The sequence below is a fragment of the Alistipes communis genome (assembly GCF_006542665.1).
Classification (GTDB): domain Bacteria; phylum Bacteroidota; class Bacteroidia; order Bacteroidales; family Rikenellaceae; genus Alistipes; species Alistipes communis.
Map to the genome: position 1 here is coordinate 111,093 of NZ_AP019735.1, position 19,755 is coordinate 130,847.

General features: G+C 47.6%; 16 protein-coding genes and 1 pseudogene. 5 read left to right on the plus strand and 12 right to left on the minus strand.

Features of this window, described 5'->3' with window-relative positions:
• From FMF02_RS00530 to mobC, 10 genes and pseudogenes are all read right to left on the minus strand, one after another.
• On the minus strand, nucleotides 1–1,326 hold the full coding sequence (locus FMF02_RS00530) for a radical SAM/SPASM domain-containing protein (RefSeq protein WP_141411839.1): 1,326 nt from the start codon (nucleotides 1,324–1,326) through the stop codon (nucleotides 1–3).
• 6 nt (nucleotides 1,327–1,332) lie between these two features.
• Complete coding sequence (locus FMF02_RS00535) at nucleotides 1,333–2,772, minus strand: S41 family peptidase (RefSeq protein WP_141411840.1); 1,440 nt, start codon at nucleotides 2,770–2,772, stop codon at nucleotides 1,333–1,335.
• A 69-nt stretch (nucleotides 2,773–2,841) separates the two neighbouring features.
• Nucleotides 2,842–3,045, minus strand: a complete 204-nt coding sequence (locus tag FMF02_RS00540) for a hypothetical protein (RefSeq protein WP_141411841.1) — start codon at nucleotides 3,043–3,045, stop codon at nucleotides 2,842–2,844.
• Nucleotides 3,046–3,188: 143 nt separating this feature from the next.
• A complete protein-coding gene (locus FMF02_RS00545; RefSeq protein ID WP_141411842.1) occupies nucleotides 3,189–4,613 on the minus strand; it encodes a S41 family peptidase in 1,425 nt (474 codons plus the stop codon).
• Nucleotides 4,614–4,672: 59 nt separating this feature from the next.
• Entirely contained in the window at nucleotides 4,673–4,858 is a 186-nt protein-coding gene (locus FMF02_RS00550; protein WP_141411843.1) for a hypothetical protein, read from the minus strand.
• A 139-nt stretch (nucleotides 4,859–4,997) separates the two neighbouring features.
• A complete protein-coding gene (locus FMF02_RS00555) occupies nucleotides 4,998–5,372 on the minus strand; it encodes a DUF3244 domain-containing protein (protein WP_141411844.1) in 375 nt (124 codons plus the stop codon).
• A 258-nt stretch (nucleotides 5,373–5,630) separates the two neighbouring features.
• Nucleotides 5,631–7,343: a tetratricopeptide repeat protein gene (locus FMF02_RS00560; protein ID WP_162502248.1), complete on the minus strand. Its 1,713-nt coding sequence runs from the start codon at nucleotides 7,341–7,343 to the stop codon at nucleotides 5,631–5,633.
• Nucleotides 7,344–7,516: 173 nt separating this feature from the next.
• Nucleotides 7,517–7,852 (minus strand): phage integrase SAM-like domain-containing protein, encoded by a 336-nt coding sequence (locus tag FMF02_RS13595; protein ID WP_162502249.1) that lies wholly within the window; start codon nucleotides 7,850–7,852, stop codon nucleotides 7,517–7,519.
• Between the two features lie 2 nt (nucleotides 7,853–7,854).
• A pseudogene (locus tag FMF02_RS00565) lies at nucleotides 7,855–8,509 on the minus strand (phage integrase SAM-like domain-containing protein); the annotation flags it as partial.
• Nucleotides 8,510–8,823: 314 nt separating this feature from the next.
• Nucleotides 8,824–10,839 carry a conjugal transfer protein MobC gene (gene mobC / locus FMF02_RS00570; protein WP_141411846.1) on the minus strand — a complete coding sequence of 672 codons (2,016 nt, stop codon included), beginning with the start codon at nucleotides 10,837–10,839 and terminating at the stop codon, nucleotides 8,824–8,826.
• A gap of 177 nt (nucleotides 10,840–11,016) precedes the next feature.
• On the opposite strand from mobC, the gene FMF02_RS00575 reads away from it, so the two are divergent.
• The 3 genes from FMF02_RS00575 (at nucleotide 11,017) to FMF02_RS00585 (ending at nucleotide 12,249) form a co-directional block, all read left to right on the plus strand.
• Nucleotides 11,017–11,244, plus strand: a complete 228-nt coding sequence (locus tag FMF02_RS00575) for a hypothetical protein (protein WP_141411847.1) — start codon at nucleotides 11,017–11,019, stop codon at nucleotides 11,242–11,244.
• A 29-nt stretch (nucleotides 11,245–11,273) separates the two neighbouring features.
• Entirely contained in the window at nucleotides 11,274–11,555 is a 282-nt protein-coding gene (locus FMF02_RS00580) for an HU family DNA-binding protein (RefSeq protein ID WP_141411848.1), read from the plus strand.
• 121 nt (nucleotides 11,556–11,676) lie between these two features.
• Nucleotides 11,677–12,249 carry an RNA polymerase sigma-70 factor gene (locus FMF02_RS00585; protein WP_141411849.1) on the plus strand — a complete coding sequence of 191 codons (573 nt, stop codon included), beginning with the start codon at nucleotides 11,677–11,679 and terminating at the stop codon, nucleotides 12,247–12,249.
• 101 nt (nucleotides 12,250–12,350) lie between these two features.
• Here the strand turns inward: FMF02_RS00585 and FMF02_RS00590 are convergent, their stop codons facing one another.
• Nucleotides 12,351–13,430, minus strand: coding sequence for a UvrD-helicase domain-containing protein (locus FMF02_RS00590; RefSeq protein ID WP_141411850.1), 1,080 nt, complete (start codon nucleotides 13,428–13,430; stop codon nucleotides 12,351–12,353).
• On the minus strand, nucleotides 13,427–15,055 hold the full coding sequence (locus FMF02_RS00595) for an ATP-dependent nuclease (RefSeq protein ID WP_141411851.1): 1,629 nt from the start codon (nucleotides 15,053–15,055) through the stop codon (nucleotides 13,427–13,429). Before FMF02_RS00595 ends, FMF02_RS00590 begins: the two co-directional genes overlap by 4 nt.
• Nucleotides 15,056–15,299: 244 nt before the next feature.
• On the opposite strand from FMF02_RS00595, the gene FMF02_RS00600 reads away from it, so the two are divergent.
• The gene (locus tag FMF02_RS00600; RefSeq protein WP_141411852.1) at nucleotides 15,300–16,253 is read left to right on the plus strand and encodes a FecR family protein; all 954 of its coding nucleotides are present in this window, start codon (nucleotides 15,300–15,302) and stop codon (nucleotides 16,251–16,253) included.
• A gap of 174 nt (nucleotides 16,254–16,427) precedes the next feature.
• On the plus strand, nucleotides 16,428–19,754 hold the full coding sequence (locus FMF02_RS00605) for a SusC/RagA family TonB-linked outer membrane protein (protein ID WP_141411853.1): 3,327 nt from the start codon (nucleotides 16,428–16,430) through the stop codon (nucleotides 19,752–19,754).
• The last annotated feature ends 1 nt before the right edge of the window (nucleotide 19,755 follow it).

The window sequence follows — 19,755 nt, forward strand, 5'->3', positions numbered from 1 at the left end:
TTAGTCATTAAGAATTTTCGAGTATAGTTCAATATAGTCTTTTATGCGGCCTTTGAACGGCGTGCAACAATCGTTATGTTTCCCCTTATATACATTCTCGAAACGACGAATGGGACAACCGCCTCGGCATATAGGCAAATAACTGCACTTACGGCATTTCGGATCGTTATAATGGTCAATCCCTACGGCATATTTCGCGATTAATTCGTAATTGTGCCATATTTCCGGGTCATTGATGTTCCCTACGGTCAGCTCTTTATTCCCGAGGTCCTCGTAACATTTGTAAATTTCGCCCTGACTGCCGATAAGCATGCTATACGGGCTGCGGGTCATGCATTCCATATTCACATCATCGGGATATAATTCCTCCGTGACGACTCCGTATTTGGTAAATAAATCGAGGAAAATATCCGTTACGGCATTTCGACTCAAGCATGTCGAGGCGTTGCAATCGGTTTCATCCAGAACCACGATTCCGGGGTATACGATTAGCTTTTTAGATTTATACCTATCGTTCAGCCATTGGTATATTTCCATAAAGCTTTCATAATTCCGATTGTCGATATTTACCCGAATAGCGATGGCGAATGCATCCCTGAAACGACCGTTATAATAATCATCCAAATTTTTGATAATCGTATCGAATGTTCCTTTTCCATTGACCAAAGGTCGCCGAATATCGTGAGTGTCCCTGAACCCATCGAGAGTTATCTGGATTTCCGAGATTTTAGCTTCGACCAGTTTTTCGACAACTTCCGGTGTGAAGAAATATCCATTGGTTATCAGCAGATTTTCATTGATTTTCAGCCCCAGCACATCAATTCTTCGGGCTAATGAGATAACCCTTTTATATTGCAATAACGGCTCCCCGCCATACCATGTAAGATTGACTGATTCAAGGCCATCCTCCTGCTTTAGATGCTTGATATAGTTTATGATCGCATCTTCGGTCCGATTCGAAAGCGCACCCGACTGACGCCATTTCTCGAAACAATACGTACAAGCAAAATTGCAACTTTGAGTAGGTGCGATGGTCAGGACCAGGGTCTTTTTCGAATACAACCGAGACATGCTTTGATGATGAAGAATGTCTACCAAGGCATCGTCGTCTCCGACCAGCGCATATATTTTTTTCAGATATTCTATTTCCTCTTCGGAAAATGCCGACAAAACTGACGTTCCATTATCCCGAGATAAAGACAGGAGGCTCTCGTACAACGAGTCGTCCAATGCGATTAAGCTATTGGAGTAGCTGTTGTATAAATATTTTCGATGTTTTTCCGTCTCGACCAAAAAATTGAAACGAGACCATTTCAGATCGGTCATGTACTTTTAATTTATTGGGTTGGATTCAATGATTTCCAGCAATTTGTCGAGCATGGCATCCCCTCCCGAAAGGTAATCCTGCGCTATGTATGGAATGGCGATATCAGGCATCAGCACCCCGTCGACAGCACGGGTGTATTCATCGTATTCGACGATTGAAATACCTGTCTGTTTGAGTAACGTGGGCAATAATGTTTTGCCCTGCACTGTTTCTCCGTATTTCAGGGCATTGTGCAAAAGAGGTTCTCCTACGAGCGATGCTGCGTCATTGAATTGAAGAATATTGCAAAACGAAGCTGCTATCGAGCCTGTATCTCGACTCATCAACACGTAATATCGCATTCCGTCAATATACATCTCGGATTGTAACGGAAATTCACGTACAATCTCGTTGTCAGGCAGTTCAACAGTCTGTCCAAGCATCTCTTCTGTAAGAAAATCATACAGATCTATCGTCTTCTGCGAACATTTGACTTTGGCTTTTCGAAGGTATTTCACCGATGGCCGGTTGATGAAAATGGAGAGTAGTTCGTCGAATCGATCTCCGTTTCCTCCGGGATTCATTCTCAAGTCGAGAATGACGTTGGTAATGCCGATGGCCTTAAACTTTTTAATTTGGTTATGTAGTTTTTTGATGAGCCAACTATTGTTAGGGTAAAAAGAGGGAATGGTAATACAAGCACTCTTGGCATCGGGGAACGTTTGTACCTTTAGTGCTTGCTGTTGCTTCAATTTCAGCACTACACGGCTTTGGGTGTCACCGGCTGTACTTGTGTTGATTATGCACCCGCCGCGTTCCAGTTTAATCCGGAATGTATCAACGACATTGCTGAAATAATAATGGCGCATGATATTGGCTGGAGTATCGTAGCGGTCGGGGTAGGTATATTCCAAAAAGGTAGATACCGGAATATCGTTGACAGATAGGATTCGATCGCCTGTTTGATAATCCGGGTCGAGAGATTGGTTGACAATCAGCGTGTCATTGATGCATAAAACGTCGAATTCCGGAACCTTGAGGCGTTTGGTCTCTCGCACGTCTTTGGCCGGAATCATGGGCTCAATTCGACAGTGGGGATCTTCGTTGAAGAGCCAATCGAAGTAAGGGCGATACACCCAAATCAGATCGGATGTCAGGAGCGTATCCTTGTCGAGCTTATTACAGCGCAGATTGATCTCCGAAAGGATGCGCTGCTCCGCTTCGGGGGTCAACAGGGAATCGAAAGCCGGATGCTCGTGTATTTTGAACAATCTCTGTCCGATTTCGGTTCTGGGAGTAACGACGTCGTAAATTTCGATGGCGCGATTCTCGACAGGAACCATGCGGCTGTTACGCAGTTCCAGAGTGTGTGCGTATGATTTAGTATCCTGTGCAGCACATGGTAAAATTGCTATAAATGTAAGGATACAAAACAATAATTGGAGGCGGGACATGCGGTTTTTCATAGTAATAAAATAGTAATAAATACAGGATTGTTACGGTTATTTGCGCCGTAACAATCCTGCGTTTAGCGATTAGTACATGTCATCAAATTCACCGTTGTTGTACGACGGAGTCTTGTTAGGTCCAAAGTACCAACTGGTACCTTCTACCCCAACTTTGAATTTTCTGTCACGTTTCATACATGAAATACACACTCGGCCGCCTTTTACAGAAGCCATTTCTGCATGCGAAAGGCGTTCGAACTTCGAACCGTTGATTACTTCAAAACGTTTCATAATTCAATTGATTAAATTAACTTCTTACTCTTTTTAGGATTTTCAGAATACTCCTTGAGTTGCGCAACTCTTATATATATCCGATGTTTTTCCGTTTCGACCGGAAAATTGAAACGAGACCATTTCAGATCGGTCATGTACTTTTAATTTATTGGGTTGGATTCAATGATTTCCAGCAATTTGTCGAGCATGGCATCCCCTCCCGAAAGGTAATCCTGCGCTATGTATGGAATGGCGATGTCGGGCATCAGCACCCCGTCGACAGCACGGGTGTATTCGTCGTATTCGACCGTCGATACGCAGAGATATAATCCGGAAATTCCGAATCGGGCCTCCACAGTTTCCCCGTATTTCAACGCATTGCGGCGTAGTGGTTCCCCGGCTAACAGGGCGGCGCCATTGTATTGCAGAATATTGCAGAACGATGCGGCTATTGAACTCGTATCTTTGTCCATCAATACATAGTATTGCATCCCCGGGATGTATAATTGTTGATCGAGGTATATGGTTTTATTTATGTGTTGACTTGGAACCTCGATGACCGAACCGAGCATATCCGAGGTCAGAAAATCGTAATCATTTAAGGTCCATGGAGAGACTTTTAATCGTTCGTTCTTCAAATACGGAATGGTCGACCGATTGATGAATATGGATAGCAGCCTGTCGAATGAATGTCCGTTACCGCCCGGATTGCCTCTTAAATCCAATATGAACGAAGTACATCCCTCTCGCCGAGCCTGAAGTACGGCCGTTCGCAGCTTGCGAATCAGAAGATTGTTATTAGGATAAAACTCTCCGATCGAAAAATATCCTGTTTTGGCATCTTTGAAGATTCGACTTTGAAATTCACGTTGTCGGTTCAATTTGAGATACACGTCTTTCCACGGGAAGCCGGATGTATTGATTTCCAAAATATTGCCTTTGCGAGCCAAACGAATCTTGTAATCAAATGCAGTAATAATCGCATAATGATAATTGGATAAAAGGGTGAACGGGTAGATATGTCTGTCGTCATAGCAATATTGAAGATATTGTGAGGCTGGGACATCATTGATGCGCAGGATTCGATCGCCTTGTTGAAAGAGAGGGTCGATTGAACGATCTACGATAAGCGTATCATTGACGTTGAGCGATAAAAAACCGAATACGGAAATATCATCGGCTTTTTTTACATCCGAGAAATGAACGGGTTGCGGTTCGACCCGAAAATGAGGATCGATATTTTGCAGCCATTGCAGATAGGGGCGAAGTACCCAAATTAAGTCTGCACTGCATAATGAGTCCTTAGATAAACTTTTATTTCGGAGTGTTACCTGATCCAATATATATTCCGGTATGGAATCATTGAAAGGATGGGGCAGGCCCGACAATGAGAGAAACTTGGGTACCTCTGTTGCCGGCGTTGCAATATCCGTTATGTCGATTTTGCCGCTGATTTTTATTTCTCGATTTTCCCGGATTTGTGCGAGGCTGTCTGCATTTTGATAGGCTACGTCTCCATATACAACGGCGTAATTAAACGTGATAATTGATAAAATCAATGCGAAAACAAATATATTCCTTTTCATAATGGAGAAGTTGTTTCGATAGAGGAGAGGAAATTCTCCCTCTCCTCTATCTCGTCTAATTAACGCATCGGGAAAGAAGTCGGAATATTTTCTTGGCGTAATTCTTCCTGTGTTTTCCAGCCGATTCGAATGGCCCGCCCCCGCTTCATGCAGGAAATACAAAATTGCCCACCTTTGGTTTGAGCCATTTCAGTGTACGATAAACGTTCGAACTTCGAACCGTTGATTACCTCAAAACGTTTCATAACATTGTAAAAATTAGTATTAGTGTCTACTCTTTTTAAGGATTTTCGACAACCTCCCTCAGGACTGCGCAATCCGAATTTCAATAATTAAATGCCCTTTATGTCAGCCCACATTCAATCGATTATTATAATGGGCGTTCTATAAGTAATACTCTCCGTAAGCTTCTATCTGGTCTCCGATAATATTGATGGTATAATTATCCTTATCAACGGGGACATTCATGATTACTACCGGCTCGAATGTCGTATCGCAAGGATGCGAACAGACGATTTGTCCATATGAATTTTTCACCGTAATTGTAACCTTGCCGACGGTTTCATAGAAATCAATAAATAATAGGTTGCCGTTCAATTCGGCAGCCACGATATTCCAGCTTTGTTCTGACCGAGGGCGAGGCCTATCTCCTCCTAAAATAACAATTTTGATTTTTACTTCCCGGCTAATTTCATTGGCCGCAACGAGTTCTCCACACGCAAGAAAACTCAGAAACATAAGAAGAATAATCCTTTTCATTTTTCTATGTTTATTATTAGTAATTGTGTATGTCAAATTTAAAAATTTGAAATGGGAAAAATATTAAAAAACCATACATTTCGATATTATACTATGTTCTGCAATTATTTGATTATCAATTATATGTATAATAAAAATCATATACTAATATTATATGCCGGAGTGTTGAGTTCAAGTATTTGATTTTCAGTGTAATAAAATAAAAATCCCCCACAGACGGTTCTGCGTGGGGGGGGTATTCTATTGAAATACAAATAGTTATACAAGATCAGTCGTTTTACCCAGGTATTTTTTCAGTTCTACGATGTATTTTTCGAGGTTCGACGAATCGTTCGTTATTCCCAATTTACTGCGAATTTTGCTTCGCAGCGTATAGATGCTGTAAGTATTCGTATGATTATATAAAATCCGAATACTTTCCGGAGAAAATCCCAAACAAATAAACCCGCAATAGCAAAGTTCGCGTTGTGAAAGTGCCGGATATGACTTTTGTAAATAGTCAATTATTCCATGACAGGATAAGTTCGCGATAGCAATCACATCATTCGCCAATTCTTGATTTTTTCCGGAAGCGACCTTGAGGTGTTCCTTGAATTGTCTGTAAAAATTATCTGGATTCGTTTCACAAATAGATGCCAATTCCAGTAATTTTTGCAGGCTTTTGATTCTATTCTCCAAGATGACAAATAAGGTTTGAGAATGCTCATTGGGAATCGTCAGATTCCTTTTGATTTCATTATACTCATGGGTCAGTTCCGCATAATGCGTTTTACTTTCCCTTATATAATGTTCATATTCGCTGAGTTCCTGATTTTTTCGATATATGGCCCGTTTGTAAGACGCAATTACAACCGCTGCAAGAATTATGATTATTGCAATAACCAAAATCAAAGATACCATCGCATACCGGCTCGTCTTTTTCAATGCGGCATAGGACTTTTGAAAATATTCGGTTCTATATTTCCGTTCGAGATTTTGCACCAGGTTATTGCGCCATTCCATATTGAGAGAATCGGAATAATTGGAGTACAAACGTTCGTAAAATAACGCTTTTTTATAATTGCCATCCGATTCTTCAACCTGAGACAGAATACTCAAAACGCCCACATTCAATGATGTTATATGAGGTTGGAGCGAATAGTATCGATTGCACAATATACGGGCGGAGTCGATCTGTCCCTCCTGCCAATAAATATATCCGATAAGAGGATAATGCTCCACCGGAATTTCTCCATCAGCATATCTGTTATATATATCGAATATATCTTGTTTATAAGTTTGTAAGGATGTTATATCGTCGTTCCTATCTATTTTTATTCCTCCGATGGAAGCTATAATATCCAAGATTGCGGGGCGGTCTCCCAAATCTACCGCGATCGTTTGCGCTTCGGATAAACACTCGATCGCTTGTTGTGGATTATCGGCCAAATTCAGCGATACACCTTTTCGCCATAATACGTATAAAAGGTAAGTTTTATTCTTGATAGTTTCGAAGAAAGGAATTGCAGAAGAATAAGCCGCAATGGCTCCATCAAAGCTATATTGACTATAGTATTGATCTCCAAGATACGAAAATATTAAACCGTTCAAGAGACTGTTTTTTGTTTTCTTGGCATATTCCTCGGCCATAACGAGAGCTTTGATGGCTGCCTCTGTATTTGAAGCGTTACCTTGAACTATCGCGTGATAGTAATATGTTTTAGCCCGATCTTCATAACTGCCATGATTCGCGTAATAGTCAATAGCAATACAGATTAAAGAATCATTGTTTACATCGATATAATTTTTGTCGAGCGCCTGTGACGACAAAAGAGCATGACGGGCTCTTATGCGCCGGGAATCGAGTGCTTGTCGGTCGATGGATTCAAGTATATGCCAAGCACTATCAGGATGCTCCGACATCAATTCTTCCGCATGCTTCAACCGTAATTCAACAATAGTGTTTTTCTGGCAGCTGATGAATATCAGCATGGTAAAAACAGATAGAATTATAGTTCGTCTCATAATGAGAAGGATTGTTTTATCAGGAGCAAAGATATAATTTACGGTTTATTCCTCCAATACCGTATTGCTATGTCATATGATACTTCGCTTGCTAATTTGCTTATCTTCGAGTCTAAAACTTTCCATCTTCGACGGCCCGTTTACGGCACTCTTTGCGAACGCTTCCTGCATAAGCGTTCGATAGAAAGTGCTGAAATTGCCGCCGACGTTCTGTACCACCTTCGGCTGCGGTCTGTCGAGAACCCCATCGGCAGCAATGATACGGCCTCGTCGCCCGGCCACCGCAAAGATTCCGCACATTGCGGAGAAGTACAGCGGTAGAGTGTTAAAGGGTTGCGGGGCATCCAGCCGTTGTTGAAGGCAGTATTGACCAGATATTTCAGGCAGTTGAATCCGGACGAGGCGTTGGAGAATATGCCGAGGTCATGATGCAGATAGGCGTGGAATTTTTCGATGAACGACTGCTCCAGTTCCATGGAAGATAACGACGTTCGGCGTATGTCGGTTTGACATGGAATCCCGCGAAAGAGGCGACGGAAATCCAGCCGTTCTTATACACCGTTATAGGTCATCAGACGCAGTTTTTTGACCCCGGCATGGATCGTTCCGGAGGCAGGACCTTTTACCGTGGAGAGGTAAACGACGAACTCTTCGATAAAGTCGCGTTCCGGCTCTTTGAAAGGAATGGCCTTGACATGATATTCATATTCGAGGAAAGCAGCAAGACGCCTGCGACGCAGACAGTAATCCTCGTAGGTGGAATAAGCACGATCTTTATCGACACGTTTGAAGAAGCCCGCAAGGTATTCGTCGAAGGTCTGCAGCAGCAGGCAGCAGTCATCGCCCATACCGAGGAAGGCGTTGCGGATCTTTTCGACCGTGACATACGAATTCCGATCGCAGAGGCTTGGTCTTGATATTTTTCAGTTTTTCGTTGATGTGCTGGGCTTCGAGGCTTTTGCCTGCCGCTTTGGTTAGCCTTGGCATCCCGGAGTGAGGCGCGAACGGAGAGTTTGCAGCTAAACCGCGACATCGTGCCGTTGATCGTAATACCGAACCATAATGGGGACTTGACCGTATTTTTCCGATAGCCTTTTCACGTAGAAAAAGACTTGGAAAGTGCTGCGTTGCATGATAACTCGAACATTGAAGGTCTGTCAAACGTTAAGCCAAGTTATTTGCTATGCGGAATTTCGATGTAAAATGTTGAAAAATAATATTTAAAAAAAAAAAACAAAGCATTTCGGACAAATAACGGATAAGTAGCCGAACTTACCGTTAAACCTGCCCGATTTTGCTGCTTCTATTACTCCAAGCATATGCAAACAGAGAACTAATATACTGTAAATAAAACACTTGCCCTTTTTCTGCACTCTCGTTATCTTACTAAACCCTGACCGAAATAGGGATGTATCAAAAATCTGCGTTTTGACACAATTCCGTCTCTTTATGCTCCTTGCTCCGGCGGCAGCAGCTTGCACAGCACGGGGTCTTTGCGTAGGCGGTCGAGTTCCTTGTCGACGATCTCCGCGGCTTCGGCCTTGATACGGTCGTAGTTCTCCTTGATCGTTTCCTGCATGCGCTCCACGCCGTTCTCGTCCCTGAAGTCGGTGATTATGGGTATCTTCACATAGCGGGCCGTCTCGGCCTTGACCTTTGCGCTGTCCACGACGATTTCGGCGTGGAATATCTTCTGCTCGATAGGCTGCTCGAAGCTGTCGGCCACAGCCCCGACGAACATCCCCTGCGTGAGCGTCGAGATCTTCGAGGCCGGGATCAGGCTGTCCATCTGCGTCGATATGGAGGTCGATTTGTCGTTGCGGTTGATCGTCATGGACTGTCGCTTTTGCAGCACCTTGCCGAACCGCTCCGAGAGCATCTTGGCCGTTTCGCCCACTACCTGTCCGGAGAAGATGTTGCCGACGGTGTTTATCACCACGGCGGCCTCCTTGTCGCCGTAGTCGCGTTTGAGCTGGCTGAAGTCTTGGAATCCGAGCAACACGGCTACCTTGTTGCTCCGGGCCGTGGCGATCAGGTTGTCGAGGCCCTTGAAGTAGATCGTCGGCAGCTCGTCGATGATGACCGACGATTTGAGCTGCCCCTTCTTGTTGATGAGCTTTACGATACGGCTGTTGTACAGACCGAGGGCTGCGCCGTAGATGTTCTGCCGGTCGGGGTTGTTGCCCACCGCCAGCACCTTCGGATCGTCCGGATTGTTGATGTCGAGCGTGAAGTCGTCGCCCGACATGACCCAGTAGAGCTGCGGGGAGATCATGCGCGAGAGCGGAATTTTGGCCGAGGCGATCTGGCCCTGCAACTGGTCTTGCGCCCCGCCGAGCCACGCATCCATGAACGGACTTAAATAATTTTCCAACTCCGGATAACTCGTCAGAATCGGGAAGATATCCTCGTAGCGTTTGTTCAGAAACTCGATGGCGTGCGGAAAAGTGCAGTACTTTCCCCCGTCGTAGATACGCAGGAACCAGATCACGGCGGCGAAAAGGATAATGGGCGACTCGACGAAGAAATCGCCCTGCTTCTGCACCCATGTCTTGTTCAGGTTCAGCATGATGGTATAGGCGCTCTCGTAGGCGTCCGAGATGTCGTTCATAAAGGCGGGATTGATCGGGTTGCAGCGGTGCGAGCGGCGCGGGTCGTCGAAATTGATGACGTAAAAGGTCGGTACCTTCTTGTAGCCTTCTTGGTGCATCAGCAGGTGGTTGTAGGCGATCTCCGCGAGGTCGGGAAACTTGAAATCGTAAACGTACATCGTGTACCCCTTTTCGATCTGCTGCTTGATGAATTGATTGACAACAGCGTAGCTCTTGCCCGACCCCGGAACGCCGACGCAGATACAGGCTCTCTGCGGCACTACGACGTTGGCGAAGCCATTGTGCCACCGCTTGTTATAATAGAACCGCGTCGGTAGGTTCACCGAGTATTCGTTCTCAACGAGGCGCGTTTCCTGCATGAACGATTCGTTCTCGTTGTTGAAAGGGTCGTCCATCATGTTGTTCTTCAACAGCCGGCTCATCCACACGCCGCCCATCAGCAGGCAGATATATCCGGCCGATAGCGTCAGGATGTAGAACCCCGTGACGGCGGACAGCGGCAGCGGCAGGTCGAGCAGCCACCAGTTGAAAAAGAAGAGCACGAAGCCGGCCGCGAGTGCCGCGAGGATCCGGCGCCATGTGATCTCCTCCTCCTTGACCCCTTTGGTGCCGAGGCACGAGAGGCCGAGAAAGAGCACGGCGAAAAGTTTGGTGTAGAGTATGCTGCCGAACAGTCCCGCCGTGCGGTCGAAGTTGAGCAGAATCCTGTCTATCACGCCTATATTGACGTTCCACGCCAGAATCTGACCGTAGCAGTACCAGTAGATGTGGATTACCACGAATAAAATGCTCAGGGCCCGCATGAAGTCCATGACCTTGGACAGCCCCCTTAGATCGTCCTCCTGTGACATATTCGCATCGTTATTAAATGGTTCTGCTGCAAATTTAAGACGACGCGGACTGCGGACGGCGGTGCGGTGCCGCTGTGGCAGCCGTTGGCGTCGGCATGGCAGCCGTTGGCACGGGGAACGGACATGGCGTTGCGAACTGGCGGGAAAAAGATTATCTTTGCACTACTGATTGGAATTATGGCGAAGTTGACGATCGAAACAAGACAATGCGACCGGATATTGCGGTGGGCGGTCGAGGCAGACCCTTCGGCTTTCTATGTCGGGGCGGATGGCCGTGCCGTAACGGGAGGCCGTCTGACAGCCGAGGCGGCGGAGGGCGTGGTAACGATCCGCAGCAACCGGTTATCGGAAAAGGAACTGCGCAGAATCTTCGCGGCGTTCCTGCCCGAAGCGCAACCGGAATGAATCATAATGAACCTATAAACGATAAGGATATGACAAAGGCGGACATTGTAAGCCGGATCGCGGAGCAGACTGGCGTTGAGAAAGGAATCGTAACGAGTGTAGTGGAAGGATTCATGGAGCAGCTCCGGGACTCCTTGATCGGCGGTGAGAATGTTTACCTACGCGGATTCGGCACGTTCTTGCTGAAACACCGGGCGGCCAAAACGGCGCGTAACATCTCCAAAAATACGACGATGATCGTCCCTGCCCATACGATCCCGGCTTTCAAGCCCTCGAAAGCTTTTCAAAAGTCTATTGCTATCAAAAGTTAGTTAAGAATAAAGGGGCTGCCTAAACTTGTTAGACAGCCTCTTTTTTGTAAGTGCCGAGATCGTTTTGCAGGATTGGGGATAAAATTGTATATTTGGCAAAACAGCCTTAACGATCTTAACGATGTCAGCCTCGAAGCTCCCGATCTCGCAGCGCGATTTCGAACATCTGTATATGACTTACAAGCCACGGTTCCTGCGTATCGCCCAATCCTACGTTCGGGACGCTATGACCGCAGAAGACTTGGTTGCGGAAAGTTTTATTCAATTCTTGGAAAGCCGTGCGACGGTGGACACGGAACATATTCCGGCCTACCTGCTTTCGTCGGTCAAAAACCGATGTTTGAACTATCTGCGGGATTGCAAGCGGCACCATGAGGCGCACGACAAACTGCGCACATCGGCTGTCCGGACATTGGAGCAACACCTCGATATTCTGGAAACGACGCTTCCGGAAACGATGCGCTATGCGGAAGTCAGCGAGATCATCGAACGCACGCTCCGGGGGATGCCCGAGCGCACGCGGCGCGTTTTTCTCGCGCACCGTATAGAGAATATGAGCTACAAAGAGATCGAACGGCTGTACGGCCTTTCGGAACGTCAGATCAACTACCGGCTCCAGACAGCCAAAGAGCAACTTCGCGTAGCACTGAAAGACTATGCCCCTCTGCTGGCATTGTGGACGGTGCTTCATTAAGCCGTCCGCGACAAAATAATAAGATTGCTAACAAGTTTTTACCCCTCTACTAATTACATATTCAAGAAAGAGGTTCAAATAGTAGAGGTGCAATACAATTATCATTTATATTTTGTTATTCCACATATATTTACATTGTCGTTATAATCATATAAAATGGCGACACTATATCGTGCCCGCGTTATAGCGACATATAACTTGCACTTACTTGTCGGTTTCAATTCTATTCCTCTGATAATCCAATCTAAAATAGGCTTTGTTGGATATATGAGAACTCTATCGAATGACAAACCTTTGGATACCCCGAAATTCAATGTCGGGTATGCAGGATGGGTATCGGTACTTTTACTCTGTCGTAACTGAATAGGACTGTATTTCTGTAAATATTCTTCCACATCTGTTTGCCGAAGAAAATATACCCCTTTATGCTCTATTTCAGATGTATTATCAGACGTTGTTGCAATCATATCAGGATATAGTTTATTTGAAAAATCACAGATTTCAGATACACACCGATGGTTTACATTCAAAGATTGTGAATCAATATCGAGGTTAAATTTCATTTTGCGACTTTTGAAATAATCCAATATATTAGACCGTCTGAATTGTTTGTGTTTAGCAGAACTATTTGTTGAGAAAGTTCCTTGACGAGGATCTCCTACTAATAGAATTTCCAGTGGAGAAAGAAATAACTTATCTAAAAATTCCAAATCATATCCGGCAAGATCTTGCACCTCATCAATGAAAATATGAGTATATATTTTGGATAATCGGGATATTACCGCTCCATTGGAGCGTTCGTCGCAGCGGCAGGCGAACTTGGCGATTTTGTCGGAATATATTTTTTTATCCCCAGTAAGATAATGACGTTCGACATTCGTTTCTCGACTACGCAAAGCGGATTGGCTGTTTACTAAAGATAACCCGACGATATTCTTGTCATATAAATATCCTTGATAGGGCCTGACCCCATGTTGTAACAGAAATGAGAACCATGTTTGAATGACGACATTGGATGGTATGCATCCGTTTCTTTCAAAAAAACGGGTTCGTATTTCCTTCTCATTTTCGTCTGTAAATGTAGTGATAAGTATAGTGGCATTCCGCAATAGGAGTGCCGTTTCTATAAGATGCGTCGTTTTGCCGGAACCCGCAGCTGCTATAATGACTTTGTTGTTCACAGAATAGCTCTATTTATGTATTCAGGAAATACCAACTCTTCGGTTGTATTGAAAATAGCCAAAGCACAATCCGTCTTATGTGCTTTCATGTATTTGTGCAAATCATCAATATTTTCATATGCAGTGCCCATTATGATATTCATTTTATCCAATGAGTTCGCCTTTACAATTTTAGGCTCCATCGTATTGTAGTTGAATGGCTTATCGCCAATACGCAAATCCCCGGCATCTATCGTGTCATCGAAACAGATGCAAATATTGGGTAAATCCTTGTATTCCTTGTATTTCTCATTCAAAGCATCAATGTTCCCGTCATTGTCTGTAACTACCGTCACCTGAATCGTAAGGTATTTGGCAATTTCCAAGAATCGTAAAAACGACAGATTGCCGACAGCTATTACGTCCACGCCATCTTCTATTGGTAGTTTTCCGTATTTCTTCAAGTAGGCTTTTTGCACGACCAATTCGTCGGAATCTCCTTCTACCAATATTGCCTTTTGGCAGAGCAAAAGTCGCAGTGTATCGTACCCCGATAATTTCTCGAAATAATCAATCGTGCTTGGCGACAAATCATGCAGCCGCAATGTCTTTCGATCATGCAACAGAATCAAAGATTTCAGACCTAATTTGTTCGCAACGAAGCTGCTGTGTGTCGAAATGATAATCTGTTTCTCTTTGCAATGCTCCTTTATGGCAGCTATCAATTCGTTCAGTTTGGAATAAGACAGATGATTTTCCGGTTCTTCCATTAAAATTATACTCGCCTCTTTCGCTTTTTTATGGGCTAAAGCCAATTTGGTTTTGACGATGCATTGCTCGCCTTTACCGATATAATTAAACGGGATTTTATCCAGATAGGTCATCAGACAATTTTCCCATGCGTTTTTCGAGGACAAATCGACGGATAATTCCACGTCTTTATTCGAGATTCTGCTGGCCCCTTTTAATCGAGTGTTGATATTTCCGATAGATTCTTCCCCCATGAACACCTCCTGCATTTTTCTGTACGCCTGAGTAATATCCACGATCTCTTTCGGTTCCAGACACTCTTTGACGATACGGGATATATAAACGTCCGACCCATTCTGATAGCGAGTATTGGACGAGTCTATCAGAGCCGACTTCAACGGAATATTGCGACTTGTTATCAAGCCGTCCCGTGCAAATGACGTCCAAACGACATCGTAATATTCAATGGGTAACGTTTTGACATCCTGTTTGATGAGTTCTTCGTAAACATCCCTATAACGTTCGTCAAAGGTTATCTTGTATGACAGTCCGCAGTCATCCGCTTTGAGGCTATTTTCATTCCCGCAAAACATGGGACAGTCATCGCCCCCGATATACAACTCTATAAGAATATGCGGCAGAGATGCAGGGCGACCATTTTTAAGATTGTCCAGATACTCATTAACAATATCATTGTTAAACAGATATTGTGATAGCTCATTTTTAAGATACCGGCCATTCAGCATTCCGGTTAAAGCCAAATGTATTGCTTCGATAAGCGTCGATTTTCCGGCCTCATTGTTGCCAACAAGAATATTTATACCGCTGTTCAACGATATATCGAAACAGCCTTTATAACTTTTATAGTTTTCAATGTGTACGGATTTTATGTACATAATACGATAATTATGAAATCCATTAAAATTATATTTGATACAATTAAGATAATTGAAATATTCAATTTCTGCAAATAGAAGTGAGTTTAATATAATTTTCTATAATCAACGGGGCGACAAAACTTATTAAACAGCCTTATTTCATTTATTTTCAGAACAGCACATTTCCTAAAAATATTTATTTTCAAAAATAATTGTCTATCCGTCTTTGTGGGGTGTTATTATAATAGACAACCCCAAGAGAATGGATAAAGAATTATTATACCGGTATATCCAATGCCGCAGCACGCAAGAGGAAGAGGCCCGGATTTTAGCGTGGCTGGAATCCGATCCCGCAAACCGGAAGACGCTCTCGGCGATGTACGGGCAATTAGAAACGCTGACGCTTCTGGACGCCCGCCTCGACGACCTTTATTCCGCGAGCCGTATGCGTGTGCGCCGCCGTCGCCGTCTGCTGCGCTGGAGTGCCGCGGCGGCGGCCGCCGTCGTGCTGTGTGCGGGAGCCGTTCATTTCACGGCCTCGCATTACCTCACGACGTTCGGGCGTCAGGAAACGGTGTTGGCGGCTCAGGACGCTCCGGTGCGTTATACGCTCGGGGACGGCACGACGGTGTGGCTCAATGCGGGCGCTACGCTGGAGTGCCCCGCCGTGTTCACGGGCCGCGAGCGTACGGTCGGCATCACGGGCGAAGCCATGTTCGACGTCCGACACGACGAGGATCACCCGTTCGTGGTTCGCACTGCGGCCTGCGATGTCCGGGTGCTGGGCACGAAGTTCAACGTTCGGGCGGATGCCGCGGGCTCGACATTCGAAGCGGCGCTGCTGCGGGGCCGTATCGAGGTCGTGAACCGTACGACGCGCGAACGGCTCGTGCTCGCAGCGAACGAATCGGCGTCGCTCGAAAACGGGGCTTTGGTGCGCGGTCGCATCGCGGATGCGGACGACTACCTGTGGACGGACGGCTACATCAACCTCAAGGGACACTCGTTCGCGGAACTCCTCTCGACGTTCCGCCGCGCTTTCAACGTGAGAATCGACTCCGAAGCTCTTCCGATGCCCGCAGGCCGTTACAAGTGGGGCAAGATCCGCATCGCGGACGGCATCGACAATGCGCTGGAAGTCCTGCAAAACTCCTATCCTTTCGACTATACGTTCGATTCCGAAAAGCGGCTCGTCGTCATACGGCCGCACAAATAACTATTCGTAAACCTTATAAACAGCCTCTGCCTATGACTTAACCCCCGAACTACCCGAACCGACCATCCGCTGAACTTCCCAAATAAAGGAGGCCCGCCGCAATGTTAGGAGCATTGTGCGGGCCGAAGGTTCAAGCGTAAACACCAGTCTACTTAAACCTTAATCGACAAATGTATGAATAAAAAGCGTATTGCGCAAATCCGTGCGTATCTTACGTTTTCGCTCGCGGCGCTTCTGCTGTGCATCCCCCTTTCGGGCAAGGCTCAGACAGCGCGTCTGGACTTGCACCTGAAACAAGCGCCTTTGAAGCAGGCTATGAGCGAAATAGAACGACAAACCTCTTATCGCTTCGTTCCCAATATCGAGATCGACATCGAATATCCGGTTTCGGTGTATGCCGAAAACGAACCGCTGAAAACCGTCCTCGACCGTCTGTTCGCGGCCACCCCCTACACCTATTCGTTTTTGAATTCCACGACGACGATCCTCCTGTCGAAGCGTCCGCAGGAACAGCCGGCCGCAGTGTCGGGCCTCGTCGTCGATGCGGGCGGGCGTCCCGTCGTCGGCGCCTCGGTGCTCGTCGCGGGCACGACGATCGGCACCTCGACGGACTCCGAGGGCCGTTTCAGCCTCAGCGTACCGTCGCCCTCGACGTCCCGTCTTACGATCAACTTTCTGGGCTATGCTTCTCAGAACCTCGAAATCGGCACCCGCACGGAGTTCCGCGTGGTACTCAAAGAGGCTGCCGAGGAGATAGATTCCGTAGTGGTAACGGCCCTCGGCATCAAACGTTCGGAGAAGGCGCTGGCCTACACCGTGGCACAGGTCGCGGCCGAAGATATCACGATGGTCAAGGATGCCAACTTCATCAACTCCCTGTCCGGCAAGGTCGCGGGAGCGGTCATCAATCAATCCTCGTCGGGCGTGGGCGGTGCCGCGAAGATCACCATGCGCGGCATGAAATCCATCATGCAGTCCTCGAATGCGCTGTATGTGGTGGACGGCATCCCGATGTTCAACAACTCGTCCAAAGGAGGTATGGAGTTCGACTCGCGCGGCGCTACGGAATCCATCGCGGATCTGAACCCCGACGATATCGCTTCGATGTCCGTTATGACGGGCGCCGCGGCTTCGGCCCTCTACGGTTCGGATGCCGCGAACGGTGCAGTGCTCATCACCACGAAGAAAGGCGAAGCGGGCAAACTGAAAGTAACGCTTTCGAGCAACACGGAGTTTCTCTCGCCGCTGCGGATGCCTGAATTCCAGACACGGTACGGCACGGGCCGCAAGGGCAAGTCCACGGGTTCGACGATCCATAGCTGGGGCGAACGCCTCCCGGATGCCGGGCGTTACAACTACTCTCCGGATGATGACTTCTTCGAGACGGGACACGTCTACACCAACTCCTTCACGTTGCAGGGCGGCTCGGACAAGAACCAGACCTATTTCTCGGCCGCGGCGGTCAATTCCGACGGTCTCACGCCGAATAACGAATACAACCGTTACAATTTCACATTCCGCAATACGTCGCATTTTCTGGGCGACCGTCTGACGCTGGACGTGGCGGCCAACTACATCATCCAGCAAGACCGCAACATGACCAATCAGGGAGTCTATTCGAACCCGCTGGTTTCGGCTTATCTGTTTCCGCGGGGAGACGATTTCAACGCGGCGCGTGCTTTCGAGCGCTGGAATCCCGCACGCAACATCTACGAGCAGTATTGGCCGCAGGGCGAGGGCGGCGACCTGCGTATGCAGAACCCTTACTGGATCGCGTACCGTAACCCGCGTGAGAATACGCGCAAGCGCTACATGCTTACGGCGGGTGCCACCTACAAGATCACCGACTGGATGGACGTTTCGGGACGCATCAAGGTAGACAATACCGATTTGTTCTACACGCAGAAACTCTATGCTACGTCGAACGCCACATTGTTGGAGGGCAGCAAGTACGGCCACTACACGCAGCAGGACGAGCAGACGCGCCAGACCTACGGGGACGTGATGCTCAACATCACGAAAACCTTTGCCGAAAGCCTCTCGCTCGCGGCCCACGCGGGTGCGTCGATCAACGACACGCGGCTGCAAGGTCTGATTCTCTCGGGGCCTTTGGCCAAGCCGTCGAACGTCTTTCATCCGGAGGCCATCGAATCCACGAAGCGCAAGGTGCAGCGCACGGGCTGGCACGAGCAGACGCAATCCCTGTTCGCCTCGGTCGAGGTAGGCTGGAAATCGCAGCTTTACCTGACCCTCACGGGCCGCAACGATTGGGCGTCGCAGTTGGCCGGCTCGCCCCAAAAATCGTTTTTCTACCCCTCGGTGGGTCTGTCGTGGCTTCCGAGCGAAACGTTCGATTTTCCGGAGCTGTTTCCCTATCTGAAGCTGCGCGGTTCGTGGGCATCGGTGGGCGTTCCGTTCCCGCGCGAGCTGACCTATCCGACGCATCCCTACGACCATACGACTTCGGGGTGGGACGACAAGACCAACCGCCCGATCGGCGACCTTTACCCCGAGCGGACGAAATCATGGGAACTGGGCTTCGACGCGCGCTTTCTCAACGGCTTCACGCTGACGGCTTCGTGGTACAGGGCCGATACCTATAACCAGACGTTCAACCCCAATATTTCGGCCTCGTCCGGCTGGTCTGACATGTACGTGCAGACGGGCCACGTCCGCAATACGGGTGTCGAGGCCATGCTGGGCTATACGCATACGTGGCGGGGTTTCACGTGGGATTCGGCCGTAACGTTCTCGTGGAACAAGAACAAGATCGTCGAACTGATGCGCAACTGGCGCGATCCCGAGACGGGCAAGGTCTACTCCAAAGACCGTCTGGAAATCAAAGGGCTCGGACGCGCGAAATACATCCTCAAGGAGGGCGGTTCGATGGGCGACCTCTACACCACGTCCGACCTTCGGCGCAACGCCGACGGGGACATCGAGATCGACGACGCGGGCAATGTCGCCATCGAGGACAACCTGCCGGACATGAAGCTGGGGTCGGTATTCCCCAAATACAACCTCTCGTGGCGCAATACGTTCGACTATAAGGGCGTGAAGCTCTCGGCGCTCGTAACGGCCCGCATCGGGGGTATCGTCTACTCCGCGACGCAGGCCAACATGGATCTGTTCGGCGTGTCGGAAGCCTCGGCCGCGGCACGCGACCGGGGCGGCGTGCTGCTCAACGGCCGCTCGATGGTCGATGCCGAAACGTGGTACACCGCCATCGGCGCGCAGTCGGGACTTCCGCAGTACTATACTTATTCTGCGACCAACGTGCGTCTGCAAGAACTTTCGGTCGGGTACACCATTCCGCGGCGCTGGCTCAAGGTGTGCGACATTACCGTGTCGCTCGTCGGCCGCAACCTGTGGATGATGTACTGCAAGGCGCCGTTCGACCCCGAAGCCGTCGCTTCGACCGAGAACTTCTATCAGGGCATCGACTACTTCATGACGCCCTCGCTGCGGAATATCGGCTTTAACGTAAACATCAAATTCTGAC

Coding starts and splice junctions, on each gene's coding strand:
- FMF02_RS00535 (WP_141411840.1), bottom strand. CDS start 2,772: ATGAAAAACCGCATGTCCCGCCTCCAATTATTGTTTTGTATCCTTACA.
- mobC (WP_141411846.1), bottom strand. CDS start 10,839: ATGTCACAGGAGGACGATCTAAGGGGGCTGTCCAAGGTCATGGACTTC.
- FMF02_RS00555 (WP_141411844.1), bottom strand. CDS start 5,372: ATGAAAAGGATTATTCTTCTTATGTTTCTGAGTTTTCTTGCGTGTGGA.
- FMF02_RS00550 (WP_141411843.1), bottom strand. CDS start 4,858: ATGAAACGTTTTGAGGTAATCAACGGTTCGAAGTTCGAACGTTTATCG.
- FMF02_RS00530 (WP_141411839.1), bottom strand. CDS start 1,326: ATGACCGATCTGAAATGGTCTCGTTTCAATTTTTTGGTCGAGACGGAA.
- FMF02_RS13595 (WP_162502249.1), bottom strand. CDS start 7,852: ATGGAACTGGAGCAGTCGTTCATCGAAAAATTCCACGCCTATCTGCAT.
- FMF02_RS00545 (WP_141411842.1), bottom strand. CDS start 4,613: ATGAAAAGGAATATATTTGTTTTCGCATTGATTTTATCAATTATCACG.
- FMF02_RS00605 (WP_141411853.1), top strand. CDS start 16,428: ATGAATAAAAAGCGTATTGCGCAAATCCGTGCGTATCTTACGTTTTCG.
- FMF02_RS00600 (WP_141411852.1), top strand. CDS start 15,300: ATGGATAAAGAATTATTATACCGGTATATCCAATGCCGCAGCACGCAA.
- FMF02_RS00560 (WP_162502248.1), bottom strand. CDS start 7,343: ATGCTGATATTCATCAGCTGCCAGAAAAACACTATTGTTGAATTACGG.
- FMF02_RS00540 (WP_141411841.1), bottom strand. CDS start 3,045: ATGAAACGTTTTGAAGTAATCAACGGTTCGAAGTTCGAACGCCTTTCG.
- FMF02_RS00595 (WP_141411851.1), bottom strand. CDS start 15,055: ATGTACATAAAATCCGTACACATTGAAAACTATAAAAGTTATAAAGGC.
- FMF02_RS00585 (WP_141411849.1), top strand. CDS start 11,677: ATGTCAGCCTCGAAGCTCCCGATCTCGCAGCGCGATTTCGAACATCTG.
- FMF02_RS00580 (WP_141411848.1), top strand. CDS start 11,274: ATGACAAAGGCGGACATTGTAAGCCGGATCGCGGAGCAGACTGGCGTT.
- FMF02_RS00575 (WP_141411847.1), top strand. CDS start 11,017: ATGGCGAAGTTGACGATCGAAACAAGACAATGCGACCGGATATTGCGG.